Origin of the sequence: Actinocatenispora comari, assembly GCF_017312725.1 — a bacterium.
GTDB lineage: Bacteria > Actinomycetota > Actinomycetes > Mycobacteriales > Micromonosporaceae > Actinocatenispora > Actinocatenispora comari.
This window is the reverse complement of record NZ_BOPO01000125.1, coordinates 15,248-35,225: the sequence shown is the minus strand read 5'-3', so window position 1 is coordinate 35,225 and position 19,978 is coordinate 15,248. Positions and strand designations below refer to the sequence as shown.

The window sequence follows — 19,978 nt, the reverse complement described above, 5'->3', positions numbered from 1 at the left end:
CTGCCCGACCATCGTTGAACTTCATGTTCGATCGAAGTCAAGCGTTGGCAAGCAGACGGATCGGCGCGCCGAATCGGGCGGTATGGATGAACTACGCTGCTCCGGCAGGCCGCTCACCCTCGGTGCGGGGATCGGACGGCGAACGACGGGGCAGGCGGGTCGACCACGGAGGTACCGCAACGATGCAGAACGACGTGGTGGACGATCAGGACATGTCGTCTGAACCCCTGTCGGCCCCCGCGGCCGACCGGGTCCAGCCAGCCACCGCGCCGGCCGACCCGGTGATCGAGCGTGCCGCCGCCGCGGTGGAGCTGCCGAAACCGTGGTGCGACTCGGCCGTCACGGTGGTGCTGCCCACCTACAACGAGGCCGACAACCTGCCGATCATCGCGAAGGCGCTGTTCGCGCTGCCGCTGCCGCAGCTTCGGGTGCTGGTGGTCGACGACAACAGCCCGGACGGCACCGGCGAGCTCGCCGACCGGCTGGCCACCGAGTACGACGGGCGGCTCAGCGTGGTGCACCGCACCGCCAAGGAGGGCCTCGGCCGGGCGTACGTGGACGGCATGACCCGCGCGCTGGACGCCGGCGCCGACTTCGTCGTGCAGATGGACGCCGACCTCTCGCACCCGCCCGAGGCGCTGCCGGAGATGCTCGGCACGCTGCTCGCCACCCGGGCCGGCGTCGTCATCGGCTCCCGGTACGTCACGGGCGGCGTGCTGGCCGAGGAGTGGGGCGTGCACCGGCGACTGCTGTCCGCCTGGGCCAACTTCTACGTCCAGCGGCTGCTGTCGCTGCGGATCCGAGACGTGACCGCCGGGTTCAAGCTGTGGCGCGCCGGAACGCTGCGCGACCTGCGACTGGAGTCGATCGGCAGCAACGGCTACAGCTTCCAGGTGGAGATGAACTACCGCGCGGTGCTGCGCGGCCACAAGGTGGTCGAGGTGCCGATCCGGTTCGACGAGCGGGCCCGCGGCGCCTCGAAGATGAGCTTCGCGGTGCAGTTGGAGTCGGCGCTGGTGCCGTTGCGGCTGCGCCGGCAGCGCCGCACCTTCGACCGCTGACCGCGCACGGCTGACCGCGCACCGATGACTGCCGAACACCGGTCTCCCACCGGGCGTTCCCGCCCGTACCGTCCGTCACCGTACGAGTGGTGCGCGCCACTGGACGCCCCGGCTCGGCGTGACCTGGAAAACAATCGTCTTCGCTGCTCCGAGCGTAAAACCGGGTCCTACCGGCGGGTACTCGTGGATCGTCACTCCACGCGTCGGACACAACACGCTGGCGGGGTTGCCTGCCGGGTGACCCGTTCGTTATGTTCCGCGGGACCTGTTGAGCGAAGGGGGCACCGTGGAGGGTAAACACGTGCGGCGGCGGTTTCCGCGGCCGGTGCTCCCGATCGCTGTCGGAGCCACGGTCGCAGCAATGGCCATCGGCGGGGTTTCCTTCGCACTGACCGGCAACGAGGGCCCGGCGACCAAGCCGGCCGCCGCGGCCGACAACAAGAGCCAGCCCGACCGCGAGTCCCTCGAACAGCGCGCCTCCCGCGACAAGGCCCGTCCCACCGGCTCGACCGCCCCCGGTCAGAGCGACCAGCAGGGCTCGGACTCCACGAAGAAGGACGACGACTCGGTCCACACCGTCGTCACCGGCGACAACGGCAGCTGCAAGGCCGACTACACGTCCACCGGGTCGACCACCGCGAGCGGCCAGAAGTTCGATCAGAACGCGATGACCGCGGGGAACATGACCCTCCCGTTCGGGACCAAGGTGCAGCTCACCAACCCGAGCAACGGCAAGTCGGTGACCGTCAAGATCAACGACCGGGGGCCGTACTCCGGGGACCGGTGCTTCCAGCTCACCTCGGGTGCGTACGCGAAGATCGCCTCGCTGTCCACCGACGCGACGACGGTCGACTACCAGGTGCTGTACTGACCGCTTCGGGCACGACCGACTCACCCCGGTGGTGACACCGCGCCGACGCGGGCTCGCTTGTCACCCCGCCGCAGGGCATCCTCGTAAGGTGCAGCATTCTCAGGTGTAGAGATTCTTCCCAGCGGTGCACTGCATCCTGGGAACACCGCACTCCAGGAGCGCTGCGGCCCGCAGCGGCGCCCATTCTGTCCCGGGGACCGGAAGACGATGCCACGAAGCAAGGCCCGACGCATGATGCGCCCCGACGCGCGCGCCGGTCTTGTCGCCGCCCTGGTGCTGTTGGCGATGGTCTGCGCGGTGGAGGTGGCCGACGGGCGGGCGCCGAGCTACGTCGGGCTGCTCGCGGTGCCGCCGTTCATCGCCGCGGCGTTCGGGTCGTGGCGCACGGTGCTGCCGGTCGGGGTGCTGTCCGTGCTGCTGGCCGCGCTGTTCTGGGTGACCTCGCCGAGCGGCCCGCAGACCGCGGTCGCGGTGAACGTGGGTGCGGTCGTGATCGCCGCCGCCATCGCCGCGGCGGTCGGCGCGATCCGGCAGCGGCAGGTGGCGCGCTTCGCCGCGCTGTCCCGGCTGGCCTCGGTGGCGCAGAAGGCGATCCTCGGCCCGCTCGGTCCGCGGGTCGGTGACCTGCCGCTGGCCGCCCGGTACGTGTCGGCGAGCGCCGAGGCCGACATCGGCGGCGACCTGTACGAGGCGGTCGACACCACCTACGGGGTGCGGCTGCTGATCGGCGACGTGCGGGGCAAGGGCCTCGACGCGGTGCGGCTGGCCAGCGTCGTGCTCGGCTCGTACCGGCACGTCGCGTACGAGCGGGCCGACCTGCGGGCGATCCTCGCCGACCTGGACCGGGCGGTGGCCCGCTCGGTCGGGCTGGAGGACTTCGTCACCGCGGCGCTGGTCGAGGAGCGCGGCGGCACGCTCACGGTGCTCAACTGCGGCCATCCGGCGCCGCTGCTGATGCGGCAGGGCCGGGTCATTCCGCTCGCGCCGCCGGCGCCGGCGCCGCCGCTGGGGTTCATGCCGATGGCCCGCCCGCTGGTGCAGCGGCTGGAGCCGGGCGACCGGATCCTGCTCTACACCGACGGGCTGGCGGAGGCGCGCCGGGACGGCGAGTTCTTCCCGATCGAGGACCGGGCCTGGGGCCTGCTCGGCCACGGCACCGTGCAGGACGGCCTGGCCTCGCTGGAGGCCGCCCTGCTCGAGTGGGTCAACGGCATGCTGGACGACGACATCGCCCTGGTGCTGCTCGAGTACACCGGCGCCGGGCTGGCCGGTGAGGCGCGCACCGCGACCCCGTCCTGGGAGGTCGGCGACGTGGCCAACCCCGGCGTACGGGACGCCTGACGGCGGTGTGGCGAGCGGCTTCCGGCCGGCGGGGCCTCGCGATCAGCTCGAACGCAGGCTGAGGGCGACGGTGCTGGCACGGTGCCGGCCGATGTAGCGGTTTCGACGGAGCCTGTTCAGCAGGATGGTCAACATGGTCCTGGCCTCCTCCCGGCCGGCCGCGGATCGCCGGAGGGGCCGGCGGGCGGCGTGCGTCGGTGGACCTGCGCGGGCTCCGCGGCTCGGCGGACGGTTCGGCGAACCGACCCGGCACTCCACCGGTACCAACGAGTCATCCGGCACGCGGTGACGCAGGTCACGGTGAGGCCGCAGGGCGAGACTGGCTTGCCGGCGGTTACCGATGAGTAATACAGTTGGTTACCGAAGAGTACGGGTCGGCGGTGGATGGGCGGCGTCGACCGGGCCGAGCACAGTCCGGGAGCGTGCACACATGGGGCACTACAAGAGCAACCTGCGGGATCTCGAGTTCAACCTGTTCGAGATGTTCGGGACCGCGGACCGGCTGGGCAAGCAGCCGTTCCCGGAGATCGACGCGGACACCGCGCGCGGCCTGCTGACCGAGATCGACCGGTTCGCCCGGGAGGACCTGGCCGAGTCGTTCGTCGCCGGTGACCGGAACCCGCCGGTGTTCGACCCCGAGACGCACTCGGTGCACGTGCCGGAGGCGTTCGCGAAGCCGTTCAAGCAGATGATGGAGGCCGAGTACTGGCGGATGGACATCCCGGAGGGGATGGGCGGCACCCCGGTGCCGCGCGCGCTCTGGTGGTCCACCTCCGAGCTGATCCTCGGCGCCAACCCGGCCGCGTTCATGTACGCCGCGGGCCCGAGCTTCGCCGGCACGCTGTTCCACCTGGGCACGCCGGAGCAGCAGGAGTGGGCGAAGATGTTCGCCGACAAGCGCTGGGGCGCCACGATGGTGCTCACCGAGCCGGACGCCGGCTCCGACGTCGGCGCCGGCCGCACCAAGGCGTACCGGCAGGACGACGGGTCGTGGCACATCGAGGGCGTGAAGCGGTTCATCACGTCCGCCGAGCACGACATGGCCGACAACATCATCCACTACGTGCTGGCCCGGCCGGTCGGCGTCGAGGGCGCGGGCGGCCCCGGTACCAAGGGGCTGTCGCTGTTCGTGGTGCCGAAGTTCCTGTTCGACCCGAAGACCGGCGAGCTGGGCGAGCGCAACGGCGCCTACGTGACCAACGTCGAGCACAAGATGGGGCTGAAGGTCTCCACCACCTGCGAGCTGACCCTCGGCGACGGCGCGCCGGCCAAGGGCTGGCTGCTCGGTGAGGTGCACGAGGGCATCAAGCAGATGTTCCACATCATCGAGTACGCCCGGATGATGGTCGGCACCAAGGCGATGTCGGCGCTGTCCACCGGGTACCTGAACGCGCTCGACTACGCGAAGTCGCGGGTGCAGGGCGCCGACCTGACCAACCCCGGCAAGGACGCGCCGCGGGTCACCGTCACCCACCACCCGGACGTGCGGCGCTCGCTGCTGCTGCAGAAGTCGTACGCGGAGGGGCTGCGGGCGCTGGTCGCGTACACCGCGAACTGGCAGGACGCGGCCATGGTCGCCGAGGCCGAGGGCGACGAGAAGGCGGCGAAGCTGGCCCGCCGGGTCAACGACCTGCTGCTCCCGATCGTCAAGGGCTGCGGCTCGGAACGCGGGTACGAGCTGCTCGGCTCGGAGTCGCTGCAGACCTTCGGCGGATCCGGCTTCCTGCAGGACTACCCGCTGGAGCAGTACATCCGCGACTCGAAGATCGACACCCTGTACGAGGGCACCACCGCGATCCAGTCCCAGGACCTGTTCTTCCGCAAGATCGTGAAGGACCAGGGCAAGGCGCTGATGCAGGTGGCCGGCGACATCAAGGCGTTCATCGACGCGGAGGCCGGCAACGGCCGGCTCAAGGAGGTTCGCGCCTCGCTGAACACCGCCCTGGAGAACGTGCAGGGCATGCTCGGCAAGATCTTCGAGTACGCCGGTGCCGCCCAGCAGGGCGAACCGCGCTCGATCTACAAGGCGGCGCTGCACCTGCGCCGGCTGCTGCTCGGCATGGGCGACCTGGTCATCGGCTGGCTGCTGGCCCGCCAGGCCGAGGTCGCGCTGACCAAGCTGGACGGCGAGGTCTCCGCCGACGACCGGCTGTTCTACCAGGGCAAGGTCGCGACGGCGAGCTTCTTCGCCGCCGAGGTACTCCCCCGGCTGGCCGGCGACCGGGCCGTCGTCGAGGCCGCCACCCTGGAGCCGATGGACCTCCCCGAAGAAGCGTTCTGACCGGGCCTGTCCTCCCGCCCCGCCGACCCCCGTCGCGCCTCGCGCGACGGGGGTCGGCGCGTTCCGTCCCGCTCCTCCGGTGGCGGGGGATGCACCCGTCCGTTGCCGGGCACCGAGGCCGGGGTGGGTCGGTGGACCCGGCCATGGCAGCCCGGCCGGGTGACCGCGTCGGCGGCGGGAAAGACGATGGCAGCGGCCGGCCGGGGCGCCGTAGGGTCGCGGTGTGGCGGACATGATGTGCGTGGCGCGGTTGCTCTGCCTGGCCGGCGGGGACGCCGCGGTGCTGGCGCCGCACCGGCCGGTGCGGGTCTACGTGGCGCCGGACGGGCCGCGGCTCACCGGCGCGGTCGACATGCCGGTCGAGGAGCAGGCCGGGTTGGCGGATCCCGGGGAGGCGCCGCGCGACCGGTGGCTGCTGGATGGCGACCTCACGGCGCCCGCGGCGGACGGGGAGAGCGGCCAGCAGGTGCTGGACCGGTTCGGCACGACGCTGGCGGAGATCGCCGAACGGCATCGTGGGCAGACCGTCGCGGTGGTCGCCGGCGGGCTGGACCTGCCGCTCGCGGCGCTCTGCGCCGGCCTGTCACCGGCCCGGGTGCACGCCGCGCCGCTGGCCGACGGCGACGTCGCGGTCGCCGAGTACGACGCCGACGGCTGGCGGTACGTCTCGGGCTGGCCGGCGTGACCGCGGCGCTGACGGCGCGGCTGGCGCGCGGCGAGGCCGCGATGGCCGACCTGACCGAGGTCGGCGGCGACTCGGCGACGGTGGCCGGGATCGCCTGTGCCAGCTACGGCATCGACCAGCCGTGGGCGACCTGGGCCCGCCCGGTGACGCCGCCGGACGACCTGGCGCCGGTGGTCGACTGGCTGGCCGGGCACGGTGGGCCCTGGTCGGTGAAGGTGTCGGCGGCCGACACCGCGGCACCGGCGTACCGCGGCCTCGCCGAGTGGCTGGTGCTGCCGGTGTACGTGTCGGCCGACCCGGCCGGTGCCGCGCCGGTGCCGGGCCTGTCGATCGGCGCGCCCCGGGACCCGGCCGAGTTCCTGGCGGTCTACGGGGCGCAGCTCGCGCCGCTGGCGACGGCACGGCACCTGGCCAGCCCCCGGTACCGGTTCCTGGTGGCCCGGATCGACGGCGAGCCGGTGGGGTGCGCGCTGGCCCAGCGGGCCGGCAGCACCGCGTACGTGTCGGCGGTGACGGTACGGCCGGAGTACCGCCGGCGGGGCATCGGCGCCGCGCTCTCGGTGGCGGCGACCGTGGCGGCCACCGAGCTGACCGACGGTCCGGTGTGGCTACACGCCGAGGACGGGCCGGCCCGGATCTACCGCCGCCTCGGGTACGAGCGGGTCGACACGCACGTGGTGCTCACGCCACGCTGACCACCCGGCGGTCACGCCGGACAGGGCATGGCCGGCGGACCGGACAGTCGCGTCGGACCGGCGCGCCACGCGCCCTGCCGGACGTAGGGTGAGCAGCGTGACGTCCGTCGATTCGGTCAGGCCGCGTCGTGGCACCCGCGGCGCGCGGGATTCCGCCAGGCGGCCGGCGCGCGCCGGCATCGACCGCCGGACCGGGGCATGAGGACCCGGCCGGCCGGGCCGCACGCGGTGCTGCTGGAGTGTGCGGACGCGGCCGAGGTCGCCGGCTGGCACGCCGAGTTGCGGCGGCGCCGGGACAGCGGTGCGCTGGCCGCGACCGAACTGGTCCCGGCCGCCCGTACGGTGCTGGTGGACGGGGTCGCCGACCCCGCCGCGCTGGCCGAGATCCTCATCCGGGCGGCGGACAGCTTCCCCGGCGGTACGACCGGAGGCTCGCCGGGCGGCCTCCCCGGCGGGACGGCCGGGAGCTCCCCCGGGGCCGCGACGAGCCGCTCCGCCGGGCCGGCCGGTGGCGCCGGCGGGACGATCGGCGACCGCTGCACCGAGGCGGTCGAGAGCCCCGCCGGACCGCGGGTCCCGCCGGTCGCGGCGGCGCACGTCGAGCTCGACTGCGTGTACGACGGGCCGGACCTGGCGGACGTCGCGGAGCTGTGGGGTACCAGCGTCGACGGGGTGATCGCGCGGCACACCGGTACCGAGTTCCGGGTGGCGTTCTGTGGCTTCTCGCCCGGCTTCGGCTACCTGACCGGGCTGCCGGCCGAGCTGGCGGTGCCGCGGCGGGACAGCCCGCGGCCCCGGGTGCCGGCCGGCGCGGTCGGCCTCGCCGGCGAGTACTCCGGCGTCTACCCGTCGCCGTCGCCGGGCGGTTGGCGGCTGATCGGCCGCACCGACCGGGTGCTGTTCGACCCGGACGCCTCGCCGCCGGCGCTGCTGACCCCCGGTACCCGGGTGACATTCCGGGCGGTGCGCGGGTGAGGGCGTTCACGGTGCTCAAGCCGGGGCTGCTGACCACGGTGCAGGACCGGGGCCGGCCGGGCCTCGCGTACCTCGGCGTGCCCCGGTCCGGCGCCGCCGACCTGCCGGCGCTGGAGCTGGCGAACCGGCTGGTCGGCAACGATCCGGCCGCGGCGGGGCTGGAGTTCACCGTCACCGGCGCGGTACTGCGGGCCGAGGAGTCGCTGCTCGTCGCGGTCACCGGCGCGCCGGCCCCGGTCCGGGTCGCCGGCGTCGAGGTGCCGCACGGCGCGGCGGTACGGGTGCCGGCCGGCGCGGAGTTCGCCGTCGGCACCGCCCGTACCGGGCTGCGCAGCTACCTCGCCGTCGCCGGCGGCGTCGCGGTCCCGCCGGTACTGGGCAGCCGCGCCACCGACACCCTGTCCGGCCTCGGCCCGGCCCCGCTGCGCAAGGGCGACACGATCCCGATCGGCACCCCGGCCCGTACCGACCTCGGCGCCGCGACCGGCCCGGCCCCCGCCGACGTCACCCGCACCGACGTGACCCCCGATGCCGGCCCTGCCGAGGCGGGCCCTGCCGACGCGGGTCCTGCCGTCCCAGGCGGCGGTGTCGCCGGCCGCGCTGACGCGGGCCGCGACACGGACCGTGCTGACGCGGGCCGCGACACGGACCGTGCTGACGCGGACCGCGACACGGACCGCGCCGACCCGCACCGCGCTGGTGCGGGCCGCGATATGGGCCGTGCTGGTGCGGGCCGCGACGATGCGGAATCGGGCGGCGCGGCGGTGGTGTTGCGGGTGCATCCGGGGCCGCGGGTGGACTGGTTCACGCCGGCGGCGGTGCGGACGCTGCTGTCCGCGGAGTACCGGGTGTCGCCGACGAGCAACCGGGTCGGCATGCGGTTGACCGGCCCGGCGCTGGCCCGGGCGGTCGCCACCGAGCTCCCCAGCGAGGGTGTCGTCCTCGGCGCGGTGCAGGTGCCGGCCGGCGGCGAACCGCTGGTGTTCCTGGCCGACCATCCCACCACCGGCGGTTATCCGGTCATCGCCGTCGTGGATCCCGCCGACGTGCCGCGCGCCGCGCAGGCCCGGCCCGGTACGCCGGTCCGGTTCGAGTCCGAAGGAGTGCCCGGATGGACCTGAACAGCGACCTCGGCGAGGGGTTCGGGCGCTGGACGCTCGGCGACGACGATGCCCTGCTCGCGATCGTGACCAGCGCGAACGTGGCCTGCGGGTTCCACGCCGGCGACCCGACGACGATGCGTCGGGTGTGCGCCGGTGCGGCGGCGCAGGGCGTCGCGGTCGGCGCCCAGGTCGGCTACCGCGACCTCGCCGGCTTCGGCCGGCGGCGGATCGACTACGACCCGGCCGAGCTGACCGACGACGTGCTCTACCAGCTCGCCGCGCTGGACGGGTTCTGCCGCGTCGCCGGGACCCGCGTCACCTACGTCAAGCCGCACGGCGCGCTCTACAACACCGCGGTACGCGACGAGGCGCAGGCGGCGGCGGTGGCGCGGGCGGTGGCCGAGTACGACCCGACCCTGCCGGTACTGGGGCTGCCCGGCTCGGCGCTGCTGCGGTGTGCGGGCGAGGTCGGGCTGCGCACCGTCGCAGAGGGTTTCGCCGACCGGGGCTACGCCCCGGACGGCACGCTGGTGTCCCGGCGGGAGCCGGGTGCGCTGGTCACCGACCCGGACGAGGTGGTGGCGCGGGCGCTGCGGATGGCGGTGGGCGGCGAGGTGGTGGCGGTGAACGGCGCCTCGCTGCCGATCGCGATCGACTCGCTGTGCGTACACGGGGACACGCCGGGTGCGGTGGCGCTGGCGTCGCGGCTGCGGACGGCGCTGACCGAGGCCGGCCTGGCGCTCGCCCCGTTCGCGCCGGGCGACCTGATTCGCCCCTGACCCGCACCGGCTGTCTCGGGCGGCACGCAGCTCGGCGGTACGGTCCGGCGGGCTCGGTCGTGGGTCGCTCCGCGACTCGTTGCGGCGAACTGACATGGGTTGTCAGGGCGGCGCGGCACGCTGAGGTCATGACACTGACCCAGTACTTCACCGCGACCAGCATCGACGGCTACATCGCGGACGAGCACAACAGCCTGGACTGGTTGTTCGAGGCGGACGGTTCCAGCGAGGAGGCGCGTTCCGACGGCGCGGCGGAGGAGCCGGCCGGCGACCGGTTCGCCGAGTTCTTCGCCGGCGTCGGCGCGATGGCGCTCGGCGCCACCACCTACGAGTGGATGCTCGAACACGAGCAGATGGCCGCGCACCCGGAGAAGTGGCAGCGGTACTACGGGGACACGCCGACGTGGGTCTTCACCCACCGCGAGCTGACCCCGGTGCCGGGTATCCCGCTGCGGTTCGTGGCCGACGACGTCGTCGGTACGCACGCGGCGATGGTCGAGGCCGCCGCCGGCCGCAACATCTGGCTGGTCGGCGGCGGGGGGCTGGTCGGCGAGTTCGCCGACCACGGGCTGCTGGACGAGATCATCCTCGGCGTCGCCCCGGTACTGCTCGGCGCCGGCGCCCCGGTGCTGCCGCGCCGGCTCACGTCCCGTTCGCTCACCCTCACCGAACTGTCCCGCGACAACGGCTTCGCCTACCTCCGCTACCGCGTGCACCACGACTGACCACGCCGCACCGCGCGTCGACCACGAACTCGTACCGCCAGCCCGCGCCGTGAGCGACGGTGCGGGCCGGCCCGGGGCGGGGCCGGTCAGCCGCGGAGGACGAGGGCGAGGATGTCGTCGGCGCCGGCGGCCACGGTGACCGGGACGCCCCAGTCCTGCCGGGTCAGGTGGCAGGCCGGGTTCTCCGCCTCGGCGTCGCAGGTGGCCGCCTGCGCGGTCACCGACAGCACCCCGCTCGCGCCCGGCGCGAAGACCAGCCGCCGGGACAGGTCGGTGCCGACCCCGGCGCCCTCGGTCAGCAGCGACGGCGGCGTCGCGGTGACCTCCAGCCGGGTCGCCGGCCCGTAGCTCTCGTCCAGCTTCGCGCCGGGCGGCGTCTCGAACACCACGTCCAGCGTCACCGCCCCCTCGGCGACCGGCGTGACCGGCCGCTCGGTCCGGTACCGCGCCGCCGGCGCCGCGGTGGCGGCCAGCTCCGGCCGGACCAGCCGGTGCGCCCCGGACTCCACGACCAGGAAGCCGGGCCCGTCCAGGTCCGGCAGCACGTCGGACGGCTCGGACAGCCCGCCGGCCAGCGTGGTCACCGCGCCGGTGGCCGGCTCGTACCGCCGGATCGCCCCGTTGTACGTGTCGGCGACCAGCACCGCGCCGTCCGCCGCCACCGCGACGCCGAGCGGGTGCTGCAGCAGCGCGTCCGGTGCCGGCCGCGGGGTGCCGTCGTCGGTGGGTCCGCCACCGGGCACGTCGGCGTGGCCGAAGTCGAACAGCCCGGTACCGATGACCGTGTGCAGCTCGCCGTCCTGGACGTAGCGCAGAGCGGACGACTCGGAGTCGGCCACCCAGAGCCGGTCGCCGTCGGCGGCCAGCCCGGACGGCTGGGCCAGGAACGCGTCGCCGACCGGCCCGTCCCGCAGGCTTTCGGTGGTGGTACCGGCCCACCGCGCCACGGTGCCGGTGACCGGGTCGAACCGCCACAGCTGGTGGATGCCGGCCATCGCGATCACCGCCGCGCCCTGGTACCAGGCCAGGTCCCACGGCGACGACAGGTCCACCGCGAGGGCGTCCCCGGCGGCCGCGGCGTCCGGGTCGGTGCGGTGGTCGGCGCGCCACGGCTCGCCGGTACCGGCGACGGTGCGCACCGCGCCGTCGGCCAGCCGTACCCCCCGCAGCAGGTGGTTCACCGTGTCGGCGACCAGCACGTCGTACCCGACCCGCTCGGCCGCCTCGGGCGGCAGCACCAGCACCCCCTGCGGTTCGCGGAACGACGCCTCGTCCGCCGGCCCGTCCGCCGCGCCGCGCTCGCCGCTGCCGATCCGGCGCAGCACGGTACGGCCGTCGGCGGCGAGCTCCGCCAGCTGGTGCCGGGCCGAGTCGCTGACCAGCAGCGTCCCGCCGGACAGCCGCACCGCCTTGCCCGGGTACCGCAGCAGGCTCGGCTCCGGCGGCGGCGGCACGTACGGCCCCTGACCGCGGACCAGGGTGCCGTCCGCGGTGTGCGTGGCGACCAGCTCGGCGAGCAACCGGTCCAGCCCGTCGCCGTGGCCCTCGCCGGCCATGCTCGCCACCACGTACCCCTGCGGGTCGATGACGGCGAGCGTCGGCCAGGCGCGCGCCGCGTACTGCTGCCAGGTCGACAGGTCGGGGTCGTCCAGCACCGGGTGGTGCACGCCGTACCGCTCGACCGCGGCGGTCACCGCGTCGGGCGCCTTCTCGTGCTCGAACTTCGGCGAGTGCACCCCGATCACGACCAGCGAGTCCGCGTACTTCTCCTCGATCGGCCGCAGCTCGTCGATGACGTGCAGGCAGTTGATGCAGCAGAACGTCCAGAAGTCGAGCAGGACGATCCGGCCGCGCAGGTCGGCGAGGGTCAGCTCGCGCCCGCCGGTGTTCAGCCAGCGGCGGCCGCGCAGCTCCGGCGCGCGCACCCGGGCACGACGATCATCCTGGTGGTAGGCCATGTCGACCATTCTGCGCGGCGCCGGGCCGGCCGACAGCGTGGCGAACGCGACAGCGCTACTTCACCGGGGCCAGGCAGCGGAACCGGTCGCCGGCCGCGCCCTGCAGCTCGACCGCCGGCCCGGTCGGATCGGGACACTTCGCCCGGCTCGACGTCACCTTGGTGATCTTGTACGCCCCGGGCCGGTCGCAGGAGGCCGCGACCGCCTTGCCGCCCTGCGCGGTGATGCACGACCCCACCGGGAACGAGTCGCCGTGCCGACCGTTGAGGATCAGCGCCGAGATCACCGCCGCGGCGACGACCACCGCGCCGACGATGATCAGTGTGAGGGTGCGCTTCGGCTGCGGCGGCGGCTTGACCGGCACCGGCATCGCCCACGCCGGCGGCACGCCCCCGCCCTGCCCCGGGTACGGACCGGCGTCAGCGCCCGGTGGCACCGCGCCGGGCTGCCCCGGGTACGGGCCCGGGTCGGTGGCCGGCGGCGTCGCGCCGGGGTGTGCCGGGCCGTGCGGTGTATCGGCGGGCGGTGGTGCCTCGCCGGGGTGGACGTCCCGGTCGGGTGAGGACGCGCCGCGCGCGGTGCCGTCCGGTTGCACCGCGCCACCTCCGTCGCATCGCCGTCGCCCGGCCCGTCCTGGGCTGGCGGCGTCCCACGCTACCCGGCGCCGGCACCCCCGATCGATCCGGTCGCCGGCCGCCTCGGCTGGTCGAAACACGAGCGTCCCGGCGCTCTCGGCAGGAGCGGTGTGGGTGGGCCGACGTTTCCGGGGCCGGAAACACGAGCGCCCCCCTCGATCGGGTCGAGGAGGGCGGTGTCTGGGCGGCGACGATGGCGGGGCGGGCCACCGGTCGCGAAGGAGTAAGGGAGGTCAGTCGCGGTTGGCGATCGTGAGCAGCTCGTCGCGCATCGCGCGGGACGGGCAGCGCGACAGCGCCCGCTCGATGGCGCGAGTCCGACGGACCACCGTGCGACGCTCCCGGTACTTCTGGAGCAGGTTGTTCATCAGTGCCTCACCTCTGCTGGATGTTTCTCCGGTGACTCCATTAGAACGCAGATGACCGGTTGACTGCAAAAGAATCCATGGTGAGGGCGCTTACATGCCTAAGATCCTTCGGTACGACAAGGGAAGTCACCGTGGTGTCGACGGTCACGTCCGGGAACGGTAACGGCCGCGACCCGGATCGGGTCGCGGCCGTCACATGCCGTACGGAAGATCAGCCCCAGGCGAGCAGCGCCGCCTCCGGGTCGGTGAGGAACGCACCGATGTCGGCCAGGAACCGGGAGCCCAGCTCGCCGTCCACGATGCGGTGGTCGAACGAGAGGCCCAGGGTCGTCACGTACCGCGGCTTGACCTTGCCCTTGTGCACCCACGGCTGCTGCCTGATCGCGCCGAAGGCGAGGATCGCGGTCTCCCCCGGCGGCAGGATCGGGGTACCGGTGTCCACCCCGAACACGCCGACGTTGGTGATGGTGAACGTGCCGCCCTGCATCGCGGCCGGCGCCGTCTTCCCCGCCTTCGCGGTCGCGACCAGCTCGTTCATCGCGTCCGCCAGCTCGCGCAGGGACAGCCGGCCGGCGTCGGCGATGTTCGGCACGATCAGGCCGCGCTCGGTGGCCGCCGCGATGCCGAGGTTCACGTACTCCTTGACCACGATGTCGCCGTTGGCCTCGTCCCAGGTCGAGTTGACCAGCGGGTGCCGCCGGACGGCGGTCAGCACCGCCTTGGCCACCAGCAGCAGCGGCGAGACCCGCACGTCCCGCCAGTCGCGCATGCCGCGCAACCGCTCGACCGCCTTGACGGTACGGGTGGCGTCGACGGTGAGGAACTCCGTCACGTGCGGCGCGGTGAACGCGCTGGCCACCATGTTCGCCGCGGTGAGCTTCCGGACCCCCTTGATCGGGATTCGCTGCTCGCGGTCCGGGCCGAACGACGGTGCGGACACCGCCGCCGGTGCCGGCGCGGCCGCCGCGGACTGCGCGGACAGCACGTCGTCCCGGCTGATCGAGCCGTTCGGGCCGGTCGGGGTCAGCGTGGTCAGGTCGACACCGAGGTCCTTGGCCAGCTTGCGCACCGGGGGCTTGGCCAGCACCCGGACGCTCGCCGGCGCCGGCTGCGCCGGTACCACCGGAGCCGGCGTCGGCGTGGGAGCCGGGGCCGGAGCGGCCGCTGCCGGCGCAACGGCGGCCGGGGCCGCCGGGGCGGGTGCGGTGGAGCCGTTGACGGGGCGGCGGGCCCGGCGCTTGCCGCCGGACTCCTTCGGCCCGTACCCGACCAGCACCGCGGTGCGGCCGTCGGCGCTCTGCTCGCCGATCAGCGGCCCGGTCACCTCGCTCGGTCCGCCGCCGGTCTCGGGCTCCGGCAGCGGGCCGGCGTCCGGATCGGTGTCGAACGAGACGATCGGCGCACCGACGTCCACGGTCTCGCCCTCGCCGTGGAAGATCTCCACCACCGCACCGGTGTACGGGCAGGGGATCTCGACCGCCGCCTTGGCGGTCTCCACCTCGACGATCGGCTGGTTCAGCGTGACCCGGTCGCCCGGTGCGACGAACCACTTCAGGATCTCGCCCTCGGTGAGTCCCTCACCGAGATCGGGCAGGGGGAACTGCTTGACGCGCGTCATCCGGGCGACTCCTAGTAGCTGAAGGTACGGTCGACGGCGTCGAGCACCCGGTCCAGATCGGGCAGGAAGTGCTCTTCCAGCTTCGAGGCCGGGTAGGGCGTGTCGAACCCGGTCACTCGCTGCACCGGCGCCTCCAGCGAATAGAAGCACTCGCTCTGCACCCGCGCGGCGATTTCCGCGGCCGGCCCGGCGTTGTTCGGCGCCTCGTGCACCACGATCAGCCGGCCGGTGCGCTTGACCGACTCGTACACCGGGTCGAGGTCGAGCGGGGAGAGCGTGCGCAGGTCGATCAGCTCCAGCGAGCGGCCGTCCTCGGCGGCGGCGTCGGCGGAGTCGCGCAGTACCCGCATGGTCGGGCCGTAGCCGACCACGGTGGCGTCGGTGCCGGCCCGTACCACCCGGGAGCGGTGCAGCGGCTCCGCGCTGGCGAGCGAGGCGTCCAGGTCGACCTCGCCCTTCTCGTAGTAGCGCGCCTTCGGCTCCAGGAAGATCACCGGGTCGTTCGACCGGATCGCCTGCTGGATCATGAAGTACGCGTCGAGCGCGGACGACGGGGTGACGACCTTCAGCCCGGCCGTGTGCATGTAGTAGGTCTCCGGCGACTCGGAGTGGTGCTCCACCGAGCCGATGCCGCCGCCGAACGGGATCCGGATGACGACCGGCAGCGTGATGCGCCCGCGGGAGCGGTAGTGCATCTTCGCCAGCTGGTTCGTGACCTGGTCGAACGCCGGGTAGGAGAACCCGTCGAACTGCATCTCGCAGACCGGCCGGTAGCCGCGCATGGCCAGCCCGATCGCGGTACCGACGATGCCCGCCTCGGCCAGCGGCGAGTCGAGCACGCGATCCTCGCCGAAGTCCTTCTGCAGCCCGTCGGTGATCCGGAAGACGCCGCCGAGCCGGCCGACGTCCTCGCCCATCAGCAGCACCTTCGGGTCGTCCTCCAGCGCCCGGCGCAGGCCGAGGTTGAGCGCCTTGCCGATGGTCAACGTCTGCGTACCGGTCAGCGGTCCCTGCTGCTTGGCCATCAGTGCGCCCCCTCCCCGACGAAACTGCTCTGGTACTGCTCGAACCAGGCGCGCTCGGCGTCCTGCAGCGGCGACTCCTCCGCGTACACGTGCTCGAACAGCCGGCTCGAGTCCGGGTCGGGCATGCCGATCACGAACTCGCGGAGCCGGCCGGTGATCCGGTCCGCGTCCGCGTCGACCGAGGCGAAGAAGTCGTCGTCGCCGATGCCCGCCTTCGTCAGGTACGCGCGCATCCGGGTGATCGGGTCGCGCTGCTTCCACGACTCGACCTCGCTGCCGGTGCGGTACCGGGTCGGGTCGTCGGTCGTGGTGTGCGCACCCATCCGGTACGTGTAGGCCTCGATCAGCGTCGGGCCCTGGCCGTGCCGCGCCTGGTCCAGCGCGTGCCGGGCGACCGCGTAGCAGGCCAGCACGTCGTTGCCGTCCACCCGCACGCCGGGGAAGCCGTACCCGGCGGCGCGCTGGTAGATGGGGGTGCGGGTCTGCCGCTCGACCGGTTCGGAGATCGCGTACTGGTTGTTCTGGCAGAAGAACACGACCGGCGCGTGGTAGACGCCGGCGAACACGCACGCCTCGTGCACGTCGCCCTGGCTGGACGCCCCGTCGCCGAAGTAGACGATCGCCGCCTCGCCGTCGTCGGTGCCGACCTTGCCGTCGTAGTTGATGCCCATCGCGTAGCCCACCGCGTGCAGCGTCTGCGCGCCGATGACCAGCGTGTACAGGTTGGCGTTGTGCTTGGCCGGATCCCAGTCACCGTGGTCGTTGCCGCGGAACAGCCCGTGCGGGGCGGTCGGGTCGACGCCCCGGCACCACAGCACGCCGTGCTCGCGGTACGTCGGGAAGGCCATGTCCTGGTTGCGCAGCGCCCGGCCGGAGCCGATCTGCGCCGCCTCCTGGCCCTCCAGGCTGGCCCAGATCGCCAGGTGCCCCTGCCGCTGCAGCGCGGTCGACTCCAGGTCGAGCCGCCGCACGATCACCAGGTCGCGGTAGAGCCCCTGCAGCTGCTCGTCGGTGAAGTCGACCGAGTAGTCCGGGTGCTCGACCCGCTCCCCGTCCGGGGTGAGCAGCTGCACGAACTCCGGCTCCTGGGCGGACCCATGCTCTCCTGCGGACCCCTGGAGCGCCGCCGCGTCGGCCGGTGTCGATGCCGGGCGTGACCGCCGGGCACCGGACCGGGCCTTGGTGGCGGGCCGCCCCTTCGTCGCGGGCTTGTCACCCATGTCCGATCCCTCTCCCTCTGCTTGCGTCGCCGGTGTGGGGTTACCGCACCGGTCGACGTCTCCGTCGTGCCGCGCGGACCCCGGTTGGGGGTTCGCCCGGCGGGAGCGTCGGCGCAGGGGCCGGATCGCGGGTGTGCGCGATCATCGGCCCCGTTGCCGATTGCCCAACAGCATGTCAGCTCGGATGCGACTCCATCGAGGGTGATGGCCGCCACATCCCGTGCCGCCATCGTACGGGCTCCGGTGGTCGCGAGGGAGCCAGCCGGTCGGCTGTGGCTCGGCCCCGCGACCCCCGCGCTCGTGCCTGTCGCAGCGGCGAACCGCACCCCAGCGCGCGTCCGACGGGTCGATCACGATCCGCTGGTCGCGCCCCGGTGCGGCTCTCCAGGGGTCCACCGGGAACCTACGCGACCGTAACCAGCCTTTACCAGCGTTCAGGGCAGGGGCGGCGCGGGAGGGCGCTGGATGCAGGGAAAACAACTGTGTGTATACACAGAGCTCACGAAGTGCAACAATACTCAGGTAGTGCGGCAGGAACCGGAGTAGCCGCTCGTACCGGTCCTAGCCGACGTACGGCACAGCGAGGCACGTTGCCCCGCATCGCCCGACGGCACTCCGGTACGGCGCGGACACGGTACGGAGTCGAGGAGGCGAGCGGCATGCGAGTGACCGTCACCACTTCCGACGCGTGTGCCCCGACGAATGGCCGAACCGGGGCTGACGGGGCGGGTGCCGATGGGGCTAACCTCTCCGGCGTGGCCGAGCGGACCGAGACGCCGCACCTTGTGCGCGGCAACGGAAACCCGGGCCTGGCCGCCGCGCTGCATGCCCATATTTCCGGATTGATGGGGCGGATCGCCGCGGGGCTGCGAGCGCGCTCCCGGGCCGCCGCCCACACGATCGCCGGCCGCAAGATCACCCTCGTACTGGTGAGCCTCGTCGCCGTCACCGTCGCGGCCTCGACCGTGCTGATGGCGGCCGGCGCGGACCGGCTGCGCAGCGCTCCGCTCGCCGAGACCACCCCGTTCCTCAAGAGCCCCGGCAACGCGCCCGTCGTCGTACCCGACCCTGCCGCCAAACCCGCCGACCCGGCACAGCCCCGCGGCGACTCCGGCGCCGCACCCGGCCACGACGGGGCCGCCGGCCCCACCGCTTCGTCCGGCCACGGCGACGCCCGGGGCGCCCACGACGGCGGGCCAGGTCGGCACGACGGCGGGGCTGCCGTCGGCCGTCCCGAGGCGCGCGGGCCGCAGGCCGGTGCGCCGAGCGACCGCGAGCGGGAAAGCGATCGGGAACGGGAGGGCGACCACGCCGGTCGCACCGGCTCGACCGATCCCGAGCAGCCCGTCGTCGAACCCGGCCCGAACGGCACCACGATCATCCGGTACGACGGCCTCCGGTTCGTGCTGCCGCCGATGGAGCAGGCCACCACCCTGCCGATCGTGTTCGGCCCGGTGGCCCCCGTCGCGGGTACCGCCGGTCCGATCACGCTGATCCCGGGGGCGCAGACCGCGGCGCCGATCGTGTTCGGTCCGCCGGCACCGGCGGCCCGGACCGGCGGGCGGCCCGGCTCCGACCGCGTCGCGCTGGCCGGGTTCGTCGTCACCGGCAACCGCGTCGCCCCGGTGGTCCTGCTGCCCACCGCCGCTAGCGACGGTGCGACCCCCGCCGCCGGCCCCGGCGCGGCGGTGCCGGCCGGCGATCAGGCCGACCCGACGTGGTTCGCGGCGCGACCCGCCGCGCCAGCAGGCCCCGCCGGTACCGGCCGGGACGGTGCGGCCTGGACCGTGCAGGACCCGTCCGGCGCGACCTGGACCATGACCGCCCGGTCCGCCACCCTCGCTCCGGCGGCCACCCCACCTGTTCCGGCGGCCACCGCACCTGCTCCGGCGGCGACTGCACCTGACCCGAGCGGCTCGACCGTCGCTCGTGCGCCGGCAGCTACCGCATCTGTTCCGGCGGCGACTGCACCTGACCCGAGCGGCGCGACCGTCGCTCGCGGGCCGGCAGCGACCGGCCCCGCCGCGGCTGCGCCCGCGGCTCCGGCGGGCCCCGTTTCGCCGCAGCGGACCGCACCGGCTTCTCCCGCAACGCCTCCCACCGGCCCGGCGCCTGCCGACGCGTCGCCGACCGGTGGGGCCGCAACCTCGATCGGCGGCACCGCCGCAGCACGAGGCGCCGTCGACGGTGCCGCGAGCGGACCTACCGCGAATGCGAGCAAGGCCACCACCGACGCACCGACGCGGGCGGCCGGCGCTGCGCCGGAGGCCGGCCCGACCGGCCAGGCCGCACCGACGCGACCCGGTGCCGCCACCAACGGCGACACCGTGGCCAACGGCAACGGGGCGTCGGCGCCCGGCGGCAACGCCAGCGGTACCGCGGCCACCGGCGGGCGGCACACTAGGACACGGGCGGCCGTCGACCCGGTGGGCGCGACGGCGAGCAACGCCGGCGTCGGTACCGCCGGTCGTCCGGCGACCGCGCCGACGACGCGGTCCGAACCGGCCGACCACCAGGCCGGGCCGGGCCGGCCCGACGCCGAGCAGCACCGGCCGGCTGCCACCCTCGCCCGGCCGGCTGTCCCGGGGCACGACGCCCACGGCACCGGTACCGGCCGCCACCGACACTGACCGGCCGC

General features: G+C 74.0%; 17 protein-coding genes. 11 read left to right on the top strand and 6 right to left on the bottom strand.

Annotated features, from left to right (window positions below):
- Window positions 1–212 precede the first annotated feature (212 nt).
- From NUM_RS29785 to NUM_RS29740, 10 genes are all read left to right on the top strand, one after another.
- The gene (locus tag NUM_RS29785; RefSeq protein WP_207128242.1) at window positions 213–1,061 is read left to right on the top strand and encodes a polyprenol monophosphomannose synthase; all 849 of its coding nucleotides are present in this window, start codon (window positions 213–215) and stop codon (window positions 1,059–1,061) included.
- A 361-nt stretch (window positions 1,062–1,422) separates the two neighbouring features.
- Complete coding sequence (locus NUM_RS29780; RefSeq protein WP_207128241.1) at window positions 1,423–1,932, top strand: septal ring lytic transglycosylase RlpA family protein; 510 nt, start codon at window positions 1,423–1,425, stop codon at window positions 1,930–1,932.
- 231 nt (window positions 1,933–2,163) lie between these two features.
- Window positions 2,164–3,273 carry a PP2C family protein-serine/threonine phosphatase gene (locus tag NUM_RS29775; protein WP_225918936.1) on the top strand — a complete coding sequence of 370 codons (1,110 nt, stop codon included), beginning with the start codon at window positions 2,164–2,166 and terminating at the stop codon, window positions 3,271–3,273.
- Window positions 3,274–3,703: 430 nt separating this feature from the next.
- A complete protein-coding gene (locus tag NUM_RS29770) occupies window positions 3,704–5,554 on the top strand; it encodes an acyl-CoA dehydrogenase (RefSeq protein WP_207128239.1) in 1,851 nt (616 codons plus the stop codon).
- 232 nt (window positions 5,555–5,786) lie between these two features.
- Complete coding sequence (locus tag NUM_RS29765; protein WP_225918942.1) at window positions 5,787–6,239, top strand: histidine phosphatase family protein; 453 nt, start codon at window positions 5,787–5,789, stop codon at window positions 6,237–6,239.
- Window positions 6,236–6,934 carry a GNAT family N-acetyltransferase gene (locus NUM_RS29760; RefSeq protein ID WP_207128237.1) on the top strand — a complete coding sequence of 233 codons (699 nt, stop codon included), beginning with the start codon at window positions 6,236–6,238 and terminating at the stop codon, window positions 6,932–6,934. The genes NUM_RS29765 and NUM_RS29760 overlap by 4 nt, the downstream gene beginning before the upstream one ends.
- A 198-nt stretch (window positions 6,935–7,132) precedes the next feature.
- Entirely contained in the window at window positions 7,133–7,909 is a 777-nt protein-coding gene (locus NUM_RS29755) for a 5-oxoprolinase subunit B family protein (RefSeq protein WP_207128236.1), read from the top strand.
- Entirely contained in the window at window positions 7,906–9,030 is a 1,125-nt protein-coding gene (locus NUM_RS38060) for a 5-oxoprolinase subunit C family protein (protein ID WP_207128235.1), read from the top strand. Before NUM_RS29755 ends, NUM_RS38060 begins: the two co-directional genes overlap by 4 nt.
- Complete coding sequence (locus tag NUM_RS29745) at window positions 9,021–9,791, top strand: LamB/YcsF family protein (protein ID WP_207128234.1); 771 nt, start codon at window positions 9,021–9,023, stop codon at window positions 9,789–9,791. Before NUM_RS38060 ends, NUM_RS29745 begins: the two co-directional genes overlap by 10 nt.
- Before the next feature lie 128 nt (window positions 9,792–9,919).
- On the top strand, window positions 9,920–10,516 hold the full coding sequence (locus NUM_RS29740) for a dihydrofolate reductase family protein (RefSeq protein ID WP_207128233.1): 597 nt from the start codon (window positions 9,920–9,922) through the stop codon (window positions 10,514–10,516).
- Between the two features lie 86 nt (window positions 10,517–10,602).
- On the opposite strand, the gene NUM_RS29735 is transcribed toward NUM_RS29740, so the two are convergent.
- The 6 genes from NUM_RS29735 to pdhA all read right to left on the bottom strand — a co-directional run bounded on the left by NUM_RS29735 (window position 10,603) and on the right by pdhA (window position 17,340).
- Window positions 10,603–12,474: an NHL domain-containing thioredoxin family protein gene (locus NUM_RS29735; protein ID WP_207128232.1), complete on the bottom strand. Its 1,872-nt coding sequence runs from the start codon at window positions 12,472–12,474 to the stop codon at window positions 10,603–10,605.
- Window positions 12,475–12,529: 55 nt separating this feature from the next.
- The gene (locus tag NUM_RS29730) at window positions 12,530–13,069 is read right to left on the bottom strand and encodes a hypothetical protein (RefSeq protein WP_207128231.1); all 540 of its coding nucleotides are present in this window, start codon (window positions 13,067–13,069) and stop codon (window positions 12,530–12,532) included.
- 273 nt (window positions 13,070–13,342) lie between these two features.
- Complete coding sequence (locus NUM_RS37775) at window positions 13,343–13,477, bottom strand: hypothetical protein (RefSeq protein WP_263975154.1); 135 nt, start codon at window positions 13,475–13,477, stop codon at window positions 13,343–13,345.
- A 211-nt stretch (window positions 13,478–13,688) separates the two neighbouring features.
- Window positions 13,689–15,095: a dihydrolipoamide acetyltransferase family protein gene (locus NUM_RS29725; protein ID WP_207128230.1), complete on the bottom strand. Its 1,407-nt coding sequence runs from the start codon at window positions 15,093–15,095 to the stop codon at window positions 13,689–13,691.
- 11 nt (window positions 15,096–15,106) lie between these two features.
- On the bottom strand, window positions 15,107–16,120 hold the full coding sequence (locus tag NUM_RS29720) for an alpha-ketoacid dehydrogenase subunit beta (RefSeq protein ID WP_207128229.1): 1,014 nt from the start codon (window positions 16,118–16,120) through the stop codon (window positions 15,107–15,109).
- Window positions 16,120–17,340 carry a pyruvate dehydrogenase (acetyl-transferring) E1 component subunit alpha gene (gene pdhA / locus NUM_RS29715; protein ID WP_207128228.1) on the bottom strand — a complete coding sequence of 407 codons (1,221 nt, stop codon included), beginning with the start codon at window positions 17,338–17,340 and terminating at the stop codon, window positions 16,120–16,122. Before pdhA ends, NUM_RS29720 begins: the two co-directional genes overlap by 1 nt.
- 755 nt (window positions 17,341–18,095) lie before the next feature.
- On the opposite strand from pdhA, the gene NUM_RS29710 reads away from it, so the two are divergent.
- Complete coding sequence (locus NUM_RS29710; RefSeq protein ID WP_207128227.1) at window positions 18,096–19,970, top strand: hypothetical protein; 1,875 nt, start codon at window positions 18,096–18,098, stop codon at window positions 19,968–19,970.
- Window positions 19,971–19,978: the final 8 nt, after the last annotated feature.

What these genes read in the sequence shown, in the direction of transcription:
- NUM_RS29770 (WP_207128239.1), top strand. Translation starts at nt 3,704, where the DNA reads ATGGGGCACTACAAGAGCAACCTGCGGGATCTCGAGTTCAACCTGTTC.
- NUM_RS29720 (WP_207128229.1), bottom strand. Translation starts at nt 16,120, where the DNA reads ATGGCCAAGCAGCAGGGACCGCTGACCGGTACGCAGACGTTGACCATC.
- NUM_RS29755 (WP_207128236.1), top strand. Translation starts at nt 7,133, where the DNA reads ATGAGGACCCGGCCGGCCGGGCCGCACGCGGTGCTGCTGGAGTGTGCG.
- NUM_RS29775 (WP_225918936.1), top strand. Translation starts at nt 2,164, where the DNA reads ATGATGCGCCCCGACGCGCGCGCCGGTCTTGTCGCCGCCCTGGTGCTG.
- NUM_RS29725 (WP_207128230.1), bottom strand. Translation starts at nt 15,095, where the DNA reads ATGACGCGCGTCAAGCAGTTCCCCCTGCCCGATCTCGGTGAGGGACTC.
- NUM_RS29745 (WP_207128234.1), top strand. Translation starts at nt 9,021, where the DNA reads ATGGACCTGAACAGCGACCTCGGCGAGGGGTTCGGGCGCTGGACGCTC.
- NUM_RS29780 (WP_207128241.1), top strand. Translation starts at nt 1,423, where the DNA reads ATGGCCATCGGCGGGGTTTCCTTCGCACTGACCGGCAACGAGGGCCCG.
- NUM_RS29740 (WP_207128233.1), top strand. Translation starts at nt 9,920, where the DNA reads ATGACACTGACCCAGTACTTCACCGCGACCAGCATCGACGGCTACATC.
- NUM_RS29735 (WP_207128232.1), bottom strand. Translation starts at nt 12,474, where the DNA reads ATGGCCTACCACCAGGATGATCGTCGTGCCCGGGTGCGCGCGCCGGAG.
- NUM_RS29785 (WP_207128242.1), top strand. Translation starts at nt 213, where the DNA reads ATGTCGTCTGAACCCCTGTCGGCCCCCGCGGCCGACCGGGTCCAGCCA.
- pdhA (WP_207128228.1), bottom strand. Translation starts at nt 17,340, where the DNA reads ATGGGTGACAAGCCCGCGACGAAGGGGCGGCCCGCCACCAAGGCCCGG.
- NUM_RS29765 (WP_225918942.1), top strand. Translation starts at nt 5,787, where the DNA reads ATGATGTGCGTGGCGCGGTTGCTCTGCCTGGCCGGCGGGGACGCCGCG.
- NUM_RS37775 (WP_263975154.1), bottom strand. Translation starts at nt 13,477, where the DNA reads ATGAACAACCTGCTCCAGAAGTACCGGGAGCGTCGCACGGTGGTCCGT.